Annotated in this window: 19 protein-coding genes; 15 read left to right on the top strand and 4 right to left on the bottom strand. The window is 72.5% G+C overall.

What is annotated here, in order from left to right; translation table 11 throughout:
- Positions 1–293 precede the first annotated feature (293 nt).
- From JWR81_RS14625 to JWR81_RS14610, 4 genes are read left to right on the top strand one after another with little or no spacing between them, the layout of a single operon-like run.
- Complete coding sequence (locus JWR81_RS14625) at positions 294–1,121, top strand: SDR family oxidoreductase (protein ID WP_297651669.1); 828 nt, start codon at positions 294–296, stop codon at positions 1,119–1,121.
- Positions 1,122–1,153: 32 nt separating this feature from the next.
- Complete coding sequence (locus JWR81_RS14620) at positions 1,154–1,990, top strand: mycofactocin-coupled SDR family oxidoreductase (protein ID WP_297651666.1); 837 nt, start codon at positions 1,154–1,156, stop codon at positions 1,988–1,990.
- A 29-nt stretch (positions 1,991–2,019) separates the two neighbouring features.
- On the top strand, positions 2,020–2,829 hold the full coding sequence (locus JWR81_RS14615; protein WP_297651663.1) for a mycofactocin-coupled SDR family oxidoreductase: 810 nt from the start codon (positions 2,020–2,022) through the stop codon (positions 2,827–2,829).
- A 55-nt stretch (positions 2,830–2,884) separates the two neighbouring features.
- On the top strand, positions 2,885–3,811 hold the full coding sequence (locus JWR81_RS14610) for a MoxR family ATPase (protein WP_297651660.1): 927 nt from the start codon (positions 2,885–2,887) through the stop codon (positions 3,809–3,811).
- Here the strand turns inward: JWR81_RS14610 and JWR81_RS14605 are convergent.
- Positions 3,808–4,017, bottom strand: coding sequence for a hypothetical protein (locus JWR81_RS14605; RefSeq protein ID WP_297651657.1), 210 nt, complete (start codon positions 4,015–4,017; stop codon positions 3,808–3,810). The two genes, JWR81_RS14610 and JWR81_RS14605, sit on opposite strands and share 4 nt — an antisense overlap.
- Between JWR81_RS14605 and JWR81_RS14600 the strand changes: the two genes are divergently transcribed.
- The 4 genes from JWR81_RS14600 (at position 4,003) to JWR81_RS14585 (ending at position 6,514) form a co-directional block, all read left to right on the top strand.
- Positions 4,003–4,791 (top strand): VWA domain-containing protein, encoded by a 789-nt coding sequence (locus tag JWR81_RS14600; protein WP_297651654.1) that lies wholly within the window; start codon positions 4,003–4,005, stop codon positions 4,789–4,791. The genes JWR81_RS14605 and JWR81_RS14600 overlap by 15 nt on opposite strands.
- A 42-nt stretch (positions 4,792–4,833) precedes the next feature.
- On the top strand, positions 4,834–5,349 hold the full coding sequence (locus JWR81_RS14595; RefSeq protein WP_297651651.1) for a DUF664 domain-containing protein: 516 nt from the start codon (positions 4,834–4,836) through the stop codon (positions 5,347–5,349).
- A 33-nt stretch (positions 5,350–5,382) separates the two neighbouring features.
- On the top strand, positions 5,383–6,165 hold the full coding sequence (locus JWR81_RS14590; RefSeq protein WP_297651648.1) for an alpha/beta hydrolase family protein: 783 nt from the start codon (positions 5,383–5,385) through the stop codon (positions 6,163–6,165).
- 106 nt (positions 6,166–6,271) lie between these two features.
- Positions 6,272–6,514, top strand: a complete 243-nt coding sequence (locus JWR81_RS14585) for a hypothetical protein (RefSeq protein ID WP_297651646.1) — start codon at positions 6,272–6,274, stop codon at positions 6,512–6,514.
- Position 6,515: 1 nt separating this feature from the next.
- Here the strand turns inward: JWR81_RS14585 and paaK are convergent, their stop codons facing one another.
- Together paaK and paaZ are read right to left on the bottom strand one after the other, a co-directional pair.
- Complete coding sequence (gene paaK, locus JWR81_RS14580; protein ID WP_297651675.1) at positions 6,516–7,775, bottom strand: phenylacetate--CoA ligase PaaK; 1,260 nt, start codon at positions 7,773–7,775, stop codon at positions 6,516–6,518.
- Positions 7,776–7,828: 53 nt separating this feature from the next.
- Positions 7,829–9,868: a phenylacetic acid degradation bifunctional protein PaaZ gene (paaZ, locus tag JWR81_RS14575; RefSeq protein WP_297651642.1), complete on the bottom strand. Its 2,040-nt coding sequence runs from the start codon at positions 9,866–9,868 to the stop codon at positions 7,829–7,831.
- A 350-nt stretch (positions 9,869–10,218) separates the two neighbouring features.
- Between paaZ and JWR81_RS14570 the strand changes: the two genes are divergently transcribed.
- From JWR81_RS14570 to paaE, 7 genes are all read left to right on the top strand, one after another.
- Positions 10,219–11,046 carry an enoyl-CoA hydratase-related protein gene (locus tag JWR81_RS14570; RefSeq protein WP_297651639.1) on the top strand — a complete coding sequence of 276 codons (828 nt, stop codon included), beginning with the start codon at positions 10,219–10,221 and terminating at the stop codon, positions 11,044–11,046.
- Positions 11,046–11,639, top strand: a complete 594-nt coding sequence (locus tag JWR81_RS14565) for a TetR/AcrR family transcriptional regulator (protein ID WP_297651636.1) — start codon at positions 11,046–11,048, stop codon at positions 11,637–11,639. The genes JWR81_RS14570 and JWR81_RS14565 overlap by 1 nt, the downstream gene beginning before the upstream one ends.
- A 148-nt stretch (positions 11,640–11,787) precedes the next feature.
- Positions 11,788–12,726 (top strand): 1,2-phenylacetyl-CoA epoxidase subunit PaaA, encoded by a 939-nt coding sequence (gene paaA / locus JWR81_RS14560; RefSeq protein ID WP_297651633.1) that lies wholly within the window; start codon positions 11,788–11,790, stop codon positions 12,724–12,726.
- Positions 12,723–13,010 carry a 1,2-phenylacetyl-CoA epoxidase subunit PaaB gene (gene paaB / locus JWR81_RS14555; RefSeq protein ID WP_297651630.1) on the top strand — a complete coding sequence of 96 codons (288 nt, stop codon included), beginning with the start codon at positions 12,723–12,725 and terminating at the stop codon, positions 13,008–13,010. The genes paaA and paaB overlap by 4 nt, the downstream gene beginning before the upstream one ends.
- Before the next feature lie 11 nt (positions 13,011–13,021).
- Complete coding sequence (paaC, locus tag JWR81_RS14550) at positions 13,022–13,915, top strand: 1,2-phenylacetyl-CoA epoxidase subunit PaaC (RefSeq protein ID WP_297651672.1); 894 nt, start codon at positions 13,022–13,024, stop codon at positions 13,913–13,915.
- 5 nt (positions 13,916–13,920) lie between these two features.
- Positions 13,921–14,433 carry a 1,2-phenylacetyl-CoA epoxidase subunit PaaD gene (gene paaD, locus JWR81_RS14545; RefSeq protein ID WP_297651627.1) on the top strand — a complete coding sequence of 171 codons (513 nt, stop codon included), beginning with the start codon at positions 13,921–13,923 and terminating at the stop codon, positions 14,431–14,433.
- Positions 14,433–15,548 carry a 1,2-phenylacetyl-CoA epoxidase subunit PaaE gene (gene paaE, locus JWR81_RS14540; protein ID WP_297651624.1) on the top strand — a complete coding sequence of 372 codons (1,116 nt, stop codon included), beginning with the start codon at positions 14,433–14,435 and terminating at the stop codon, positions 15,546–15,548. The genes paaD and paaE overlap by 1 nt, the downstream gene beginning before the upstream one ends.
- Positions 15,549–15,562: 14 nt before the next feature.
- Here paaE and JWR81_RS14535 read toward each other — a convergent pair.
- A partial coding sequence (locus JWR81_RS14535) for a hypothetical protein (protein ID WP_297651621.1) occupies positions 15,563–15,802 on the bottom strand: 240 nt, incomplete at its 5' end.

The following is a 15,802-nucleotide window of genomic DNA, read 5'->3' as shown; positions in this document are numbered from 1 at the left end:
CCGCCGGGCGTGCGCATCGGCGCGACGAGCCCGGCCTCCTCGGCCGCGAGCAGCGTCGTTCGGCTCATGCCGAGCGCGCGGCTGGCTTCGCCGACCGACAGCCAGCGCGCGCCCGGGGTCATCGCGGGCCCGTCATGCGCGGATCCGTACGGATCCGACCAGCAACGGTTTGAGCACCTTCAGTTGTCCGTGGTACACCTCACTCAACGCGGCCGTCCCGACGGAACTGCACAGTTCAGCGTCGGATCTTCGACGGTTCTGAACGGTTCGACGGTTCGGGAAGGAGATCCGGCATGTCCGATCTCCGCGCGTCCGTGGTCCCCGACCTCAGCGGGCAGGTCGCGATGGTCACCGGCGCCGCACGTGGTCAGGGCCGGTCGCACTGCCTGGCGCTGGCCGAGGTGGGCGCGGCCGTCGCCGCGCTGGACGTCTGCCGCGACCTGGACGTCCCGTCCTACCCGCTGGCCTCCCGCGCCGAGCTCGACGCCGTGGTCGCCGAGATCCGCGAGCTCGGCGGCCGGGCACTGCCGCTCGTGGCCGACGTCCGCGAGGCCGGTGACGTGCAGGCCGCCGTCACCGCCACCGTCGAGGCGTTCGGTCGCCTCGACGTGCTCGTCAACAACGCGGCCATCGTCACGAGCGCGCCGTTCTGGGAGCTGTCCGAGCAGCAGTGGGGCGCCGTCGTCGACACGAACCTCTCCGGGGTCTGGCGAACGACGAAGGCGGCCGCTGCGTACCTGCGCCGCTCTCCGCGCGGGCGGATCGTGCACATCGCCTCGACGGGCGGTGTGCGGGCGATCCCGGAGTTCGCCCACTACGTCGCGGCCAAGCACGGCGTCGTCGGGCTGACCCGCGCGATGGCGATCGAGCTGGCCGGCGACGCGGTCACGGTCAACGCGATCCTGCCGGGATCGGTGGACTCCCCGATGCTCGCCGGACTCGCCGACGAGCTCGGCCTGACCACCGACGACGTCCACAAGCGGTGGTTGCACGACCAGCTGCTGGTGGAGGTGATCCCGGCGGCGGAGGTCACCGGGGCGCTGCTGTGGCTGCTCAGCGACGCCGCGCGGCACGTCACCGGCCACTGCCTCGCGGTCGACGGGGGTGCGCTGGCCCGCTGAAGGTCTTCCACCCACGAGCTCGAGGAGGAGCAATGGGCAAGTTCGACGGCAAGGTCGTCCTGATCACCGGTGGTGCACGTGGGCAGGGGCGCTCGCACGCGCTCGCGTTCGCCCGTGAGGGCGCCGACGTGGCCTTCTGCGACATCGCGGCGCAGATCGACACGGTGCCCTATCCGATGTCGCGGTCCGCCGACCTGGACGAGACCGTGAAGCTGGTCGAGGAGCTGGACCGCCGTTGCATCGGGGTCACCGCTGACGTGCGCGACGGCGGCCAGGTGCAGGCGTTCGTCGAGCGCGCGCTCACCGAGCTGGGGCGGGTCGACTTCCTGTTGGCCAACGCCGGGATCTTCTCGTTCTCCACCATCGCGGAGATGGAGGAGGACAAGTGGCAACAGATGATCGACACCAATCTGACCGGTGTCTTCCACGCCATCCGGGCGGTGCTGCCCACGATGATCGAACAGGGATACGGCCGGATCGTCGCCACCTCGTCCATGGCGGGCAAGCTGGGCTTCGCCAACGTCGGCCACTACGTGGCGGCGAAGTGGGGTGTGATCGGTCTCGTCAAGTCGACGGCCCTGGAGGTCGGTGGCAACGGGATCACGGTCAACGCCGTCTGCCCGACGAACGTGGACACCGACATGATCCAGAACCCCGCGGCGTACGCGCTCTTCCTGCCCGACGCGGAGAACCCCACGCGCGAGGACGCCGCCCCGGCGTTCCAGACGCTCAACGCGATCCCGGTGCCGTGGGTGGAGCCGATCGACATCTCCAACACGATGATGTTCCTCTGCTCCGACGAGGCCCGGTACGTCACCGGGGAGACCATCGCCGTCGCCGCCGGCATGAACGCGGCCAACGCAGGCTGACCCGTACCGACACGAAGGAGCTACAGACCATGGCTGGACGGCTCGAGGGCAAGGTCGCGCTGGTGTCGGGAGCGGCGCGAGGGCAGGGGCGGTCGCACGCGGTGCGGCTGGCGCAGGAGGGCGCGGACATCATCGCGTTCGACGTCTGCGGTCAGCTCGCCTCCGTGCCCTACCCGATGGCGGTGCCGGAGGACCTCAAGGAGACCGCGCGGCAGGTGGAGGACCTCGACCGGCGCATCATCGCCCGTGAGGCGGACGTGCGGGACACCGCCGCGGTGCGCGCGATCGTCGAGGAGGGCGTGGCCGAGCTGGGCAGGCTCGACGTCATCAGCGCGAACGCGGGCATCGCCTCGTTCGCCGAGAACGCCTGGACGCTCGAGGAGGACGCCTGGGAGGAGATGATCGCGGTCAACCTCACCGGCGTCTGGAAGACCGTCAAGGCCGCGGTGCCGTCGATGATCGCCGCGGGCAACGGCGGGTCGATCATCCTGACCAGCTCGACGGCGGGCATCAAGGGCATGGCCGGCATCGCGCACTACGACGCCGCGAAGCACGGCGTGGTCGGGCTGATGCGGACACTGGCGATCGAGCTGGCACAGCACTCGATCCGGGTGAACACGGTGCACCCGACCGGGGTCAACACGCCCATGGTGGTCAACGACTACATGGCGACCTTCCTGGAGAGCCCCGACTTCTCGTCCAACATGCAGAACCTGCTGCCGGTCGAGATGGTCGAGCCCGTCGACATCTCCAACGCGGTGCTGTGGCTGGCCTCCGACGAGGCCCGTTACGTCACAGGGACGACGCTCCCGGTGGACGCGGGGTTCTTGCAGAAGTAGAGCCTGGCGAAGTAGACCAGTTCCGGACGGATCACGACCAGGAGGTCACTACCCGATGCCAGAACCGACGCGGATCGACCTGGCGGCCCGGCCGACCACGAGCCGGGCCCGCCGCGACGCGATCGCCGACGGCGTCGTCGGGCGCCGCCGGGAGCTGGACCTCACGCTCGCGGCGGTGTCCGCAGGCCGGGACATCCTGCTGGAGGGGCCGCCGGGCACGTCGAAGTCGACGATGCTGCGCGCGATCACCGCGAACTGGGGTGTGCCGTTCGTGCTGGTGGAGGGCAATGCCGAGCTGACCCCGGCGCGGCTGGTGGGTCACCACAACCCGGCCCGGGTGCTGCGTGAGGACTACTCGTCGGAGAACTTCGTGCCCGGTCCGCTGGTGGAGGCGATGCGGGGTGGCGGGTTCCTCTACATCGAGGAGCTCAACCGGGCGCCGGAGGACACGCTCAACGTCCTGCTGGGGGCGATGGCGGAGCGGGAGGTGAGGGTGCCGCGGGTCGGAGTGATCACCGCGTTGCCCACGTTCCGGGTGCTGGCGTCGATGAACCCGTTCGACAACGTGGGCACCGCGCGGATCTCCGACTCCGTGTACGACCGCTGGTGCCGGCTCGCCGTGGGCTACCAGGGCGCGGCGGAGGAGGCCGACATCGTCGCGGTGCGCACCGGTTCCACCGACGAGCTGCTGGTGGCCGACGCGGTGGCGATCACGCGGGCCACGCGGTCGCACCCGCAGCTGCGGCGGGGGTCCTCGGTGCGCGGGGCGATCGACCTGACGGCCATCGCCGGGGAGCTGGAACTGCTGGGCTCCTACCCGGACCGCGAGCGGATCGTGCTGGACGCGGCGCTGCTCGCGCTCTCGGGCCGCATCGACGTGGACGAGGCGAGCGACATGACCCCGGAGGCGGTGATCACCGAGATCTGGGAGAACCATTTTTTCTCGCTCCCCGGCGCGCGGCGCCGGGGCCCCACCGGTTAGACGTCGACAACGCGGTCCAGCTGCCGGCATCGGGTGACCGCCGTGGCCTGGCTCCGCTGCGGCGCAGGCCCAAGCAGCTGGCCGAGGCCCCGGCGCTCTACCAGCAGGGATCGGGTAGCCCGCTCGTCGTCGACGTCGACCTCGCCGACCGCGGCACGGGCGAGCTGACGCAGGCCGCGGGCGGTCAGGGCGTGCTGGTCACCCACCAGCGGGCCGTGCTGCGTGACATCGGCGAGCTGGTGGAGGAGCGCGCGCCCGACCACGAGGTGGCCGTGATGGCGCAGCGGATCGCGCGGCGGCTGTCGATCCGGCGCCGCCCGCGCGACCCGCGGGCCGAGCGCGGGGCCGGGAAGCTCGCGAGCGTCCCGTACCGCTACCGGTCCGACGACATCGACCTCGACCGCACGATCGAGGTGCTCACCGAGCGGCCTCACCCGGATGACACCGACATCGTCGTGCGGGAACGCATGCGCTCGCGCCGCGCGGTGGTGCTGATCGTCGACGTGTCCGGGTCGATGCGCGGGGAGAAGGTGAAGATGGCCGCGGCCACGGTGGCGGCGCTGTCGGCCGACCTCGTGGACGACCAGCTGGCGGTGGTGGCGTTCTGGTCCGACGCCGCGCTGCTCGCCCCGCTGGAGGCGCACGTGTCCGCGGCGCGGCTGCTCGACCAGCTGCTGCGTATCCCGGCCCGCGGCCTGACCAACGTCGGTTTCGCGTTGACGGTGGCGCACGCCGAGCTGGCCCGTTCCGCGGCGCGGCGGCGCAGCGCGGTGCTGCTCACCGACGCGGTGCACAACGCGGGCCCCGACCCGCGGACGGTGGCGCGCCGTTTCCCGGAGCTGCACGTGCTGCTGCAGACCGACGGCGAGCACGACGCCGCGCTCGGCGCCGATCTCGCCCGGCTCGGGCACGGCCGCTTCGCCCCGGTCGCCACCCACCGTGACGTCGCCCCGGCGCTGAACCGGGTGCTCGCGGGCTGACCCGGGCGTGTGGGCCGGCGACGGGAGGGGAAGGCTGAGGACATGGACTCCTCCGGCCTGCTCGTCGACGCCTTCGACCGCGTGAAGGAGACGGTGCACGCCGCCGTCGCCGATCTCACCGACGACCAGCTCGCTTTCCGCCTGGACGACGACGCCAACTCGATCGCCTGGCTCGTCTGGCACCTCACCCGGGTGCAGGACGACCACATCGCGGGGGTCGCGGGGCTCGACCAGGTGTGGACCGCCGAGGGCTGGGCCGACCGCTTCGCACTCCCGTTCGACCCCGCAGCGATCGGCTACGGCCACAGCACCGCCGACGTGGCCGCGGTCCGGGCGCCGGCCGACCTGCTCGCCGGCTACCACGACGCCGTTCACGCGCAGACCGTGCGCTACCTGCGCGGCGGCCTCACCGACGACGATCTCGACCGCGTGGTCGACGAGAACTGGGACCCGCCCGTGACGCTCGGCGTGCGCCTGGTCAGCGTCGTCAACGACACCATGCAGCACGCGGGCCAGGCGGCGTTCGTGCGGGGGATCGTGCTGCGCCGCAAGGGCTGACCGGAAGGATCACCGGCTGGCAGGATCACCCGCATGGCCCACCTGCGCTGCGACTTCTTCTCCGACGCCCTCGGCCTGAGCACCTCGATGACGGTGATCCTGCCGCAGCGCACGTCGTCGCAGATCGGGATGGCGGGCGCCTCCGGTGACGGGGCGCCACCGGTGCTCTACCTGCTGCACGGCCTGTCCGACGACGACACGACGTGGCTGCGCCGCACGTCGATCGAGCGGTACGCGGCACCGCTCGGCCTGGCCGTGGTCATGCCACAGGTGCACCGCAGCTTCTACGCCGACGAGGTGCACGGCGGCCGGTACTGGACGTTCCTGTCCGAGGAGCTGCCCGCCCTCGTCGACGGCTTCTTCCGGGTGTCGACGCGGCGCGAGGACACGTTCGTCGCGGGACTGTCCATGGGTGGCTACGGCGCGCTGAAGTGGGCGCTGCGGCAGCCGGAGCGTTTCGCGGCGGCCGCGAGCCTGTCGGGCGTGCTCGACGTGGACGCGCTGTCCCGCGCCGCCCGGCACCGACCGGAGGACCCGCGGCTGCTGGAGCGCGTCTTCGGCGCGGACGGCCCCGGCGGCGGCCCGGACGACCTGCTCCACCTCCTCGACGGGGCCGATCCGGCCCTGCTGCCGGCCCTGCACGTCTGCTGCGGCACCGAGGACGAGCTCGTCGCGGGCAACCGGCGCTTCCTCGACCGCGCCGCCGCCCGCGGCATCGCGGTCGCGTCCGACCTCGGGCCCGGCGTGCACGACTGGGCCTACTGGGACGCGCGCATCCAGGACGTGCTGGCCCGGCTGCCCCTTGCCGGACGGTGAGAGAACCCTTTCGGGTGGGCAGGTGCTCCTGGCCGGCGCGGTGATCCCGCACGTATCAGAGCAGCGCCATGCTTCCTCCATACGAACGACGAGGAAGGAGCCCACGATGGACACCACCAGCACCCTCACCGGACGGGACCGGGCGATCCTCCGCGCGGTCGCCGGAGGCACGGCCGAGCTCGGCGGGGGAGCCGAGCCCGACCTGTTCCTCGACGGCCGGTTCTGCTGCGACCAGGCCGCCGTCCACCGGCTGGCCCGCGCCGGCCTCATCGCCCCCGCGGCTGCACTGCTGGGTCAGCGGGTGCCGGCCCGGCTCACCGAGCAGGGCCTGTTCGCGCTCGCCGCCTGATCTACTTCCGCCGCTGGTCCTTGAGCCGCTGCAGCTTGCCCACCGAGCGCTCCAGGGTCTCGGGCTCCACGATCTCGCAGGCCACCGTGACACCCACTGTCTCCTTCACCGCCGCCACCAGTTCGGCCGCCGCGCCCGCGTGCCGCTCCGGAGGCGTGTCCGGGCGGCACTCCACCCGCACGGTCATCGCGTCCATCCGGCCCTGCGTGGAGAGCACGAGCTGGAAGTGCGGCGACAGCCCGGCCGTCCGCAGCACGATCTCCTCGATCTGGGTCGGGAAGACGTTCACCCCGCGCAGGATGATCATGTCGTCGCTGCGGCCGGTGATCTTCTGCATCCGGCGCATCGCCGGCCGTGCGGTGCCCGGCAGCAGCAGGGTGAGGTCACGGGTGCGGTAGCGGATGATCGGCAGCGCCTCCTTGGTGAGGCTGGTGAACAGCAGCTCGCCCTCCTCGCCGTCCGGGAGCGGGGTGCCGTCGAGCGTGTCGACCACCTCGGGGAGGAAGTGGTCCTCCCAGATGTGCAGCCCGTCCTTGGTCTCCACGCACTCCTGCGAGACGCCGGGCCCCATCACCTCCGACAGCCCGTAGATGTCGACGGCGTGGATGTTCATGCGCTCCTCGATCTCGGAGCGCATCTGCTCGGTCCACGGCTCGGCGCCGAAGATGCCGACCTTCAGCGACGTCGAGCGCGGGTCGATGCCCTGTTTCTCGAACTCGTCGATGATCGTCAGCATGTAGCTCGGGGTGAGCATGATGACCTCGGGCCGGAAGTCCTGGATCAGCTGCACCTGCCGCGGCGTCATGCCCCCCGACACCGGGACGACGGTGCAGCCCAGCTTCTCGGCGCCGTAGTGCGCGCCGAGCCCGCCGGTGAACAGGCCGTACCCGTAGGCGTTGTGCAGCAGCTGTCCGGGCCGCCCGCCCGCCGCGCGGATCGACCGGGCCATGCACGTGGCCCAGGTGTCGATGTCCCGGGCGGTGTAGCCCACCACCGTCGGACGGCCCGTGGTGCCCGACGAGGCGTGCACCCGCGCCACCTTCTCGCGCGGCACCGCGAACAGCCCGAAAGGATAGTTGTCGCGCAGGTCGGCCTTCGTCGTCATCGGGAACTTCGGCAGGTCGCCGAGCTCCGTGCAGTCGTCGGGATGCACGCCCGCGGCGTCGAAGCTCTTCCGGTAGAAGGGCACGTTGTCGTAGGCATGGCGCAGCGACCACTGCAGCCGCTCCAGCTGCAGCGCGCGCAGCTGGTCGACCGACATGCGCTCGGGCGCGTCGAGGGTGTCCGACTCCGGAGCCGCGCCGCGGCGGGTGCTCACTTCCCGCCCTCCCTCTCGGCCACCAGCGTCAGCACGTCGTAGCGGGCGACGGACTCGCCGTCCTGCCGGCTGACGTCGGCGTCCCACCGCACCTCGCCGTAGCCGGCCGAGTCGCGGGGCGTGATCTGCTTACAGGTCAGCGTCACGGTCAGCGCGTCGCCGAACTTCACGGGCGTGAGGAACCGGAGGTGGTCGACGCCGAAGTTGGCGAGCACCGGACCGGGGTCGGGGTCGACGAACAGCCCCGCGGCCAGCGACACCACGAGGTAGCCGTGCGCCACCCGCTCACCGAACAGCGGGTTCGCCGCGGCGGCCTCGGCGTCCATGTGGGCGTAGAACGTGTCGCCGGTGAACTCGGCGAAGTGCTCGACGTCGTCCTGGCCGACGGTGCGGGGCCCGGCGACGATCGTGTCGCCGATGCGCAGCTCCTCCAGGTGCTTGCGGAACGGGTGGACGTCGGTCTCGTGGCGCTGCGAGCCCGCCACCCAGCGGCCGGTGATCGCCGTCAGCGTGTCCGGGTCGCCCTGAACGGCCGTGCGCTGCATGTGGTGCAGCAGCCCGCGGATGCCGCCCATCTCCTCGCCGCCGCCCGCGCGACCGGGGCCACCGTGCACGAGCTGGGGCATGGGGGAGCCGTGGCCGGTGGACTCCTTCGCGTCGGCCTGGGTGAGCACCAGCAGCCGCCCGTGCCACGGCGCGACGCCGAGCACGACCTCCCGCGCGAACGCGGTGTCGCCGGTGACGACGGAGCCCGCGAGGCTGCCCCCGCCGCGCGCGGCGTAGTCGATCAGCTGCACAGTGGAGGTGTAGGGCAGCAGCGTCGAGACCGGGCCGAACGCCTCCACCTCGTGCGGCTCGGCGCGCTCCGGGTCCCCGACGAACAGCATCGGCGAGACGAACGCGCCGCGCTCGGCGTCGGCGTCCACCACGTCGACCTTGTCAGGGTCGCCGAACACGAGTCGCCCCGCGTCGGCCAGCGCCTTGACGCTGCGGCGGACCTCCTCGCGCTGCTCCAGGCTCGCGAGCGCGCCCATCCGGACGCCCTCGGCCGCCGGGTTGCCGACGGTGACCTTCGCCAGCCGCGCCGACACGGCCTCGGCGACGGCGTCGACGTGCTGCCGGGGCACGAACGCGCGACGGATCGCCGTGCACTTCTGCCCGGCCTTGACCGTCATCTCCGCGACGAGCTGCTTCACGTAGAGGTCGAACTCGGGCGTGCCCGGCGCGGCGTCCGGGCCGAGCACCGACAGGTTGAGCGAGTCGGCCTCCGCGGAGAACCGGACGCTGTGGCGCACGATGCCGGGGTGCGCCCGCAGCGTGGCGGCCGTGGCGGCGGAGCCGGTGAACGAGACGAGGTCCTGGCCGGTGAGGTGGTCGAACATGTCGCCGACCGAGCCGGCGACGAGCTGGAAGGTGCCCTCCGGCAGCAGCCCGCTCTCGATGACGAGTCGCGTCAGCTCCGCGGTGAGGAACGCCGTCGGGCTGGCCGGCTTGACCACCGACGGCACCCCCGCGAGGAACGCCGGTGCGAACTTCTCCAGCGGCCCCCAGACGGGGAAGTTGAACGCGTTGACCTGCACCGCCACGCCGTGCAGCGAGGTGGCGACGTGTTGACCGACGAAGGTGCCGCCGCGGCTCAGCGGCTCCACGTCGCCGTCGACGTACACGGTGTCGTTGGGCAGCTCGCGGCGTCCCTTGGACGCGTAGGACTGCAGCACGCCGATGCCGCCGTCGACGTCGAACTTCGAGTCGCCGAGCGTCGCGCCGGTGCGCGCGGAGACCGCGTAGAGCTCCTCGCGGTGCTCGCGCAGGTGCCCGGCCAGTGCCTTGAGCAGCCCGGCGCGCTGGTGGAAGGTCAGCTCGCGCAGGGCCGGACCGCCGACGCGGCGGCCGTGGTCGAGCACGGCGCCCATGTCGATGCCGGCCGACGAGATGCGGGCGATCTCCTCGCCGGTCACCGCGTCGTGCAGCGGCCTCCCGGAGTCGGTGGGGGAGAACCAGCTCCCGCTGACGTAGCTGCGCAGTGCGGGAGCCATCGGCGCCTCCAAACCACTCGACCGATCGTTCGTTCGGTTGGCGACGCTAGCACGGGTCGGGCCGTGCGAACAGACGCTGGAACCGGACGTGCCCGGCGGGTGCCGCTGACGGACGGGCCCTGCCGTCGATAGCCGGGGAGGGCTCGCGTGATCGCACCGCCTCATCCGCGCTGGGACGGCCCGGGGACGGCCCGGACGTGCGGCGCGCCGCCGACTCCGCGATGTACCGGGCCCGGCTGCTGGCGCTGCCGGGGTCGGGCGGGGCTGGCTGCTCGGCGGGCCGGCGCCGCGCGACGAGATCGACGCGCTGCTGAGCGACCGATCGTTCGGTCGGCCGCTAGCATGACCCCATGAGCGACCCTGCAGCCGACGACACGGCGACCGAACCGGCCGTCCTCCTCGCGCGCGACACCACCGATCCCGCCGTCGCGGTGCTCACGCTCAACCGGCCCGCGCGCTACAACGCGCTGACCGTCGAGCTGAAGACCGCGCTGCTGGCCGCCGTCACCGCGCTGGCCGGGCAGGGTGACGTCCGCGCGGCCGTGATCACGGGAGCGGGCAAGGCGTTCTGCGTCGGGCAGGATCTCGGCGAGCACGCCGAGGCGCTCGAGACCGACCCCGCCTCAGCGTTCGCCACCGTCGACGAGCACTACAACCCGATCGTGCTCGCGCTGTCCGACCTGCCGTTCCCGGTGGTCGCCGCGATCAACGGCCCGTGCGTCGGCGCCGGGCTCGGCTTCGCGCTGGCCTGCGACCTGCGGGTCGCCGCCGCGGGGCTGAAGTTCTCCACCGCGTTCGTGGGCATCGGGCTCACCGCCGACTCGGGGCTCTCGGCGAGCCTCGCCCACGCCGTGGGTGTCTCGCGGGCCACCGAGCTGCTGCTGCTCAACGAGACGTTCACCGCCGAGGACGCGGCGAACTGGGGGCTCGTCCGCTCGGTCGTGCCGGCCGAGGAGGTGCTGCCTGCCGCGCTCGACCTGGCCCGCCGCCTCGCCGCGGGCCCGACGAAGGCTTATGCGGAGGTCAAGCGGGCGGTGCGGATGGGTGCCGTGTCGGCCCTGCCCGAGGTGCTCGCCGCCGAGGGCGCGGCGCAGACGCGCCTGGCCGCCACCGAGGACCACGTCTCCGCGGTGGCCGACTTCCTCGCGAAGCGCCGGCCGACGTTCCAGGGCAAGTAGTGACCACCGCACGGGCCCGCAGAGCCGTCCACGACCGCTCGTCGCTGCTCGAGGTGGCGGTGGGGGAGTTCATCACCCGCGGCTACGACGCCACGTCCATGGAGGATCTCTCCCGGGCCGCGGGCATCACGAAGTCGTCGTTCTACCACCACTTCGCGGGCAAGGAGGCGCTGCTGCGGGCGGCGCTGGAGCGCTCGCTCGCGGGCCTGTTCGCGCTGCTGGAGGAGCCCGGCGCCACCGACGGCACCCCGCTGGCGCGGCTGAGGCACATCGTCCGGGGGCAGATCGCGGTGCTGCAGCGCGACCTGCCCTACGTCACGCTGCTGCTGCGCGTGCGGGGCAACACCGAGAGCGAGCGGTGGGCGCTGGAGCAGCGCCGCACGTTCGACGCTCAGATCGCGACGCTGGTGCGCGAGGCGGTCGAGGCGGGGGAGATCCGCGTCGGCGTCGAGCCCGCGCTGGCGGCGCGGCTGCTGTCGGGGCTCGTGAACTCGGTGGTGGAGTGGTACCGACCGGGCCGCCCGGGCGCGGCGCAGCTCCCTGATGACGTCGCGCGCGCGGCGTTCGAGGGCATCCTCCCGGCCGCGGGCTGACCGGGGGCGGATCTCGCCCCGTTCTTCGCGGACCTCACGCCACGGGTGCGGCCTGCTCCGCCTCCACAGGCCCTGACCGAGCGGTGGTTGCGTCGCGTCCCTCCGTGGGGCACCATGAACCGAACGAACATTCGGTAGGAGGCAGCACGTGGACGGCTTCGAAGCCCAGTTCGACTCGACGATCGCGGCGGACCAGCGGATCGAGCCCCGCGACTGGATGCCGGAGGCGTACCGGAAGACGCTCATCCGCCAGATCGCCCAGCACGCGCACTCGGAGATCATCGGGATGCAGCCCGAGGGCAACTGGATCCTGCGGGCGCCGTCGCTGCGCCGCAAGGCGATCCTGCTGGCCAAGGTGCAGGACGAGGCCGGGCACGGCATGTATCTCTACGCGGCGGCCGAGACGCTCGGCGTCGACCGTGACGAGCTCACCGAGAAGCTCATCACCGCGAGGCAGAAGTACTCGTCGATCTTCAACTACCCGACGCTCAGCTACGCCGACATCGGCACGATCGGCTGGCTCGTCGACGGCGCGGCGATCTGCAACCAGGTGCCGCTGTGCCGCTGCTCCTACGGCCCCTACGCGCGGGCGATGATCCGCATCTGCAAGGAGGAGTCGTTCCACCAGCGGCAGGGCTACGAGCTGCTGCTGGCCATGGTCAACGGCACCGACGCGCAGCGCGAGATGGTGCAGGAGTCGGTGAACCGCTGGTGGTGGCCGTCGCTGATGATGTTCGGCCCGCCCGACGGCGACTCGCCCAACTCCCAGCAGTCCATGGCGTGGAACATCAAGCGCCACACCAACGACGAGCTGCGCCAGCGCTTCGTCGACATGACCGTGCCGCAGGCGGCCGCGCTCGGCATCACGCTGCCCGACGAGGGCCTCGTGTGGAACGCCGACCGCCAGGCCCACGACTACACCGAGCCCGACTGGGACGAGTTCAAGGCCGTGCTCGCCGGCTCCGGCCCGTGCAACGCGCAGCGCATCGCCCATCGCAAGGCGGCCCACGACAACGGGGCCTGGGTGCGCCAGGCCGCAACGGCCTACGCCGAGAAGCAGACCGGCCGCCGGGAGGTGGCTGCATGAGCCGCAGGAACTGGCCGCTCTACGAGGTGTTCGTGCGCGGCAAGCGCGGCCTCAACCACGTGCACGTCGGCTCGCTGCACGCCGCCGACGACGAGATGGCCCTGCACAACGCCCGCGACGTCTACACCCGCCGCAACGAGGGCGTGAGCATCTGGGTGGTGCGTGCCGACGCCATCACCGCCTCGAGCCCCGCGGAGAAGGACCCGTTCTTCGCGCCGGCCGGCGACAAGGTCTACCGCCACCCGACGTTCTACGTCATCCCCGAGGACGTGCCGCACCTGTGACCACCCCGGACATGGAGCACGAGGAGAACGTCTACGACGCCCTCACCGAGCAGCACGGTGCCGACTCCCAGTGGGCGTTCGGCACCGGAATCGAGGACGTGCAGGCGGAGATCACCTCGCCGGTGCCGGACGGTGTCGATCCGTCCGACCTCGCGGAGTACTGCCTCATGCTCGGCGACGACGCGCTGATCGCAGGCCACCGCCTCTCGGAGTGGGTGAGCAACGCCCCCGAGCTGGAGGAGGAGGTGGCGCTCGCCAACACCGCGCTCGACCTGCTCGGCCAGGCCCGTGTCCTGCTCGCCAGGGCGGGCCACGTCGAAGGGGCCGGAAGGGACGAGGACGCGCTGGCCTACCTGCGCAGCGAGGCGCAGTTCCGCAACGTGGCGCTCGCCGAGGTCGGCGACGACCTCGACTTCGCCCGCGCGGTCGCCCGCCTGCTGATCTTCTCCAGCTGGCGGCTCGCGCTGCTGCAGCGGCTGCTCGGCTCGGCCGACCCGGTCATCGCCGCCGTGGCCGGCAAGGGCGTCAAGGAGCTGGCCTACCACCGCGACTACGCCGCGCGCTGGACCCTGCGGCTCGGCGACGGCACCGAGCTGTCGCACGCGAGGATGCAGGCCGCGCTCGACGGCGTCTGGCCGTACGTCGAGGAGCTGTTCCGGATCTCCGCCGTGGAGCGGCGGCTGGTCGAGGCCGGGGTGGCGGTGGACCCCGCCGACACGCGCGCCGAGGTCGACGCCGTGTTCGACGAGGTGCTGGCGGCCGCCACGCTGCAGCGCCCGCAGCTCCCACCGATCGGCACCATCGCCGGCCGCGGCGGCCGCCAGGGCGTGCACACCGAGCAGCTCGGCCACGTGCTGGCGGAGATGCAGAGCCTGGCGCGCCAGCACCCGGGGGCGACGTGGTGAGGGCCGTGCCGTCCGCGGAGCGGGCCCGGGAGGTGGCCGCCGCGGTGGCCGACCCGGAGCTGCCGGTGCTCACGCTGGAGGACCTCGGGGTCATCCGTGGCGTCGAGGTCGTCGCGGGGGCGGACGGGGACGCCGTCACCGTCACCATCACGCCGACCTACTCCGGGTGCCCCGCCATCGAGGTCATGCGCGACGACCTGCGCGCCACGCTGGCCGACGCCGGGTTCGCGCGCGTCGAGGTCCGCACGGTGCTGTCGCCGCCGTGGAGCACCGACTGGATCTCCGACGACGGCCGCCGCAAGCTCCACGAGCACGGCATCGCCCCGCCCGGGCCGGTGGGCCCCCGCGCCGCGGGACCGGTGCCGCTGACGCTCGTCGCGCCGCCGGCCGTGGTGCGTTGCCCGCAGTGCGGCTCGCCCGCCACCGACGAGATGTCGCGCTTCGGCGCCACCGCCTGCACGGCACTGCGCCGGTGCAGCGTGTGTCGGGAGCCTTTCGAACACGTGAAGGAGATCTGATGACGGCCGCCAGCACCGTCGCCGGCTCGTCGCGCACCGCGTTCCACGCGCTGCGCGTGGCCGGCGTCGAGAGGCTCTGCGACGACGCCGTCGCCGTCACCTTCGCCGTGCCCGAGCACCTGCGGGAGACGTTCGCGTTCCGGCCCGGGCAGTACCTGACCCTGCGCCTGCTCGTCGACGACAGCGCACATGGCGGGCTCCGCCCGCGCGAGGAGCGCCGCTCCTACTCGATCTGCGCCCCGGCCGGTGCGCCCCCGCGCGTGGGGGTGCGGCGGGTGGACGGCGGGCTGTTCTCCGAGTGGCTGGTGGACCGGCTCGCCGACGACGACGAGATCGAGGTCGCGCCGCCGTCGGGCTCGTTCACCCCGGACCTGGCGCCGGACACCCACCACGGTTTCATCGCGGCCGGGTCGGGCATCACGCCGGTGCTGTCGATCGCCGCGAGCGTGCTCGCCGCCCACGCCGACACGCAGGTGACGTTGCTCTACGGCAACCGCCGCGCCGACACCGTGATGTTCACCGAGGACCTCGCCGACCTCAAGAACACCTACGGTGCGCGGCTGCAGCTGATCCACGTGCTCTCCCGCGAGCCGATGGCCGCGGAGATCTTCTCGGGCCGACTCGACACCGACCGGCTCCGCGCGCTGCTCGGCGGCGCGCTCGTGGACGTCGGGGACGTCGACCAGTGGTGGCTCTGCGGGCCGCTGGGCATGACCACCGACGCCCAGGACGTGCTGCTGGAGCTGGGAGTGGCGAAGCAGCGGGTGCACCGCGAGCTGTTCTACGTGGACGAGCCGCCGCCCGAGCTCGTCCGCGGCGAGAGCGCCGCGACCGGGGAGACGAGCGAGGTCACCGTCGTGCTCGACGACCGCGCCACCACTCTCACCCTGCCCCGCGACGTGTCGGTGCTCGACGCGGCCCAGAAGGTGCGCGGCGACCTGCCGTTCGCCTGCAAGGGCGGGGTGTGCGGCACGTGCCGGGCGAAGGTCTCCGGCGGCGAGGTGGTGATGCGCCGCAACTTCGCCCTCGACGACGACGAGGTGGAAGCCGGGTTCGTGCTCACCTGCCAGGCGCGGCCGGTGACCGGCGCGGTGACCGTCGACTACGACACCTGAGGAGAGCTGGGCTCTCACTCCACGGTCCGCAGGCTCCGCCGGGTGCCGGTCTGCTCCGGCGAGACCGGGGTGGTGTCGGAGCCGGGCTCGGCGTCGTCGCGGTCCTCCTCGGCCGAGGCGTGGTCGAGGATCCGCTCGACGGCATCGACGAACGCCGCGTCGGCCGCCGCACCACCGGTCCGGTAGCTGCGGCCGCGCGCGTCGTGCAGGCGGCACTCGCGGTCGAGTGCGCGGGCCGTGCGCCGGGCGTGGCC

Origin of the sequence: Pseudonocardia sp., assembly GCF_025965585.1 — a bacterium.
Lineage (GTDB): Bacteria > Actinomycetota > Actinomycetes > Mycobacteriales > Pseudonocardiaceae > Pseudonocardia.
Note: the sequence above shows the minus strand (reverse complement) of the source record. Positions and strands in the feature narration are given on the sequence as shown.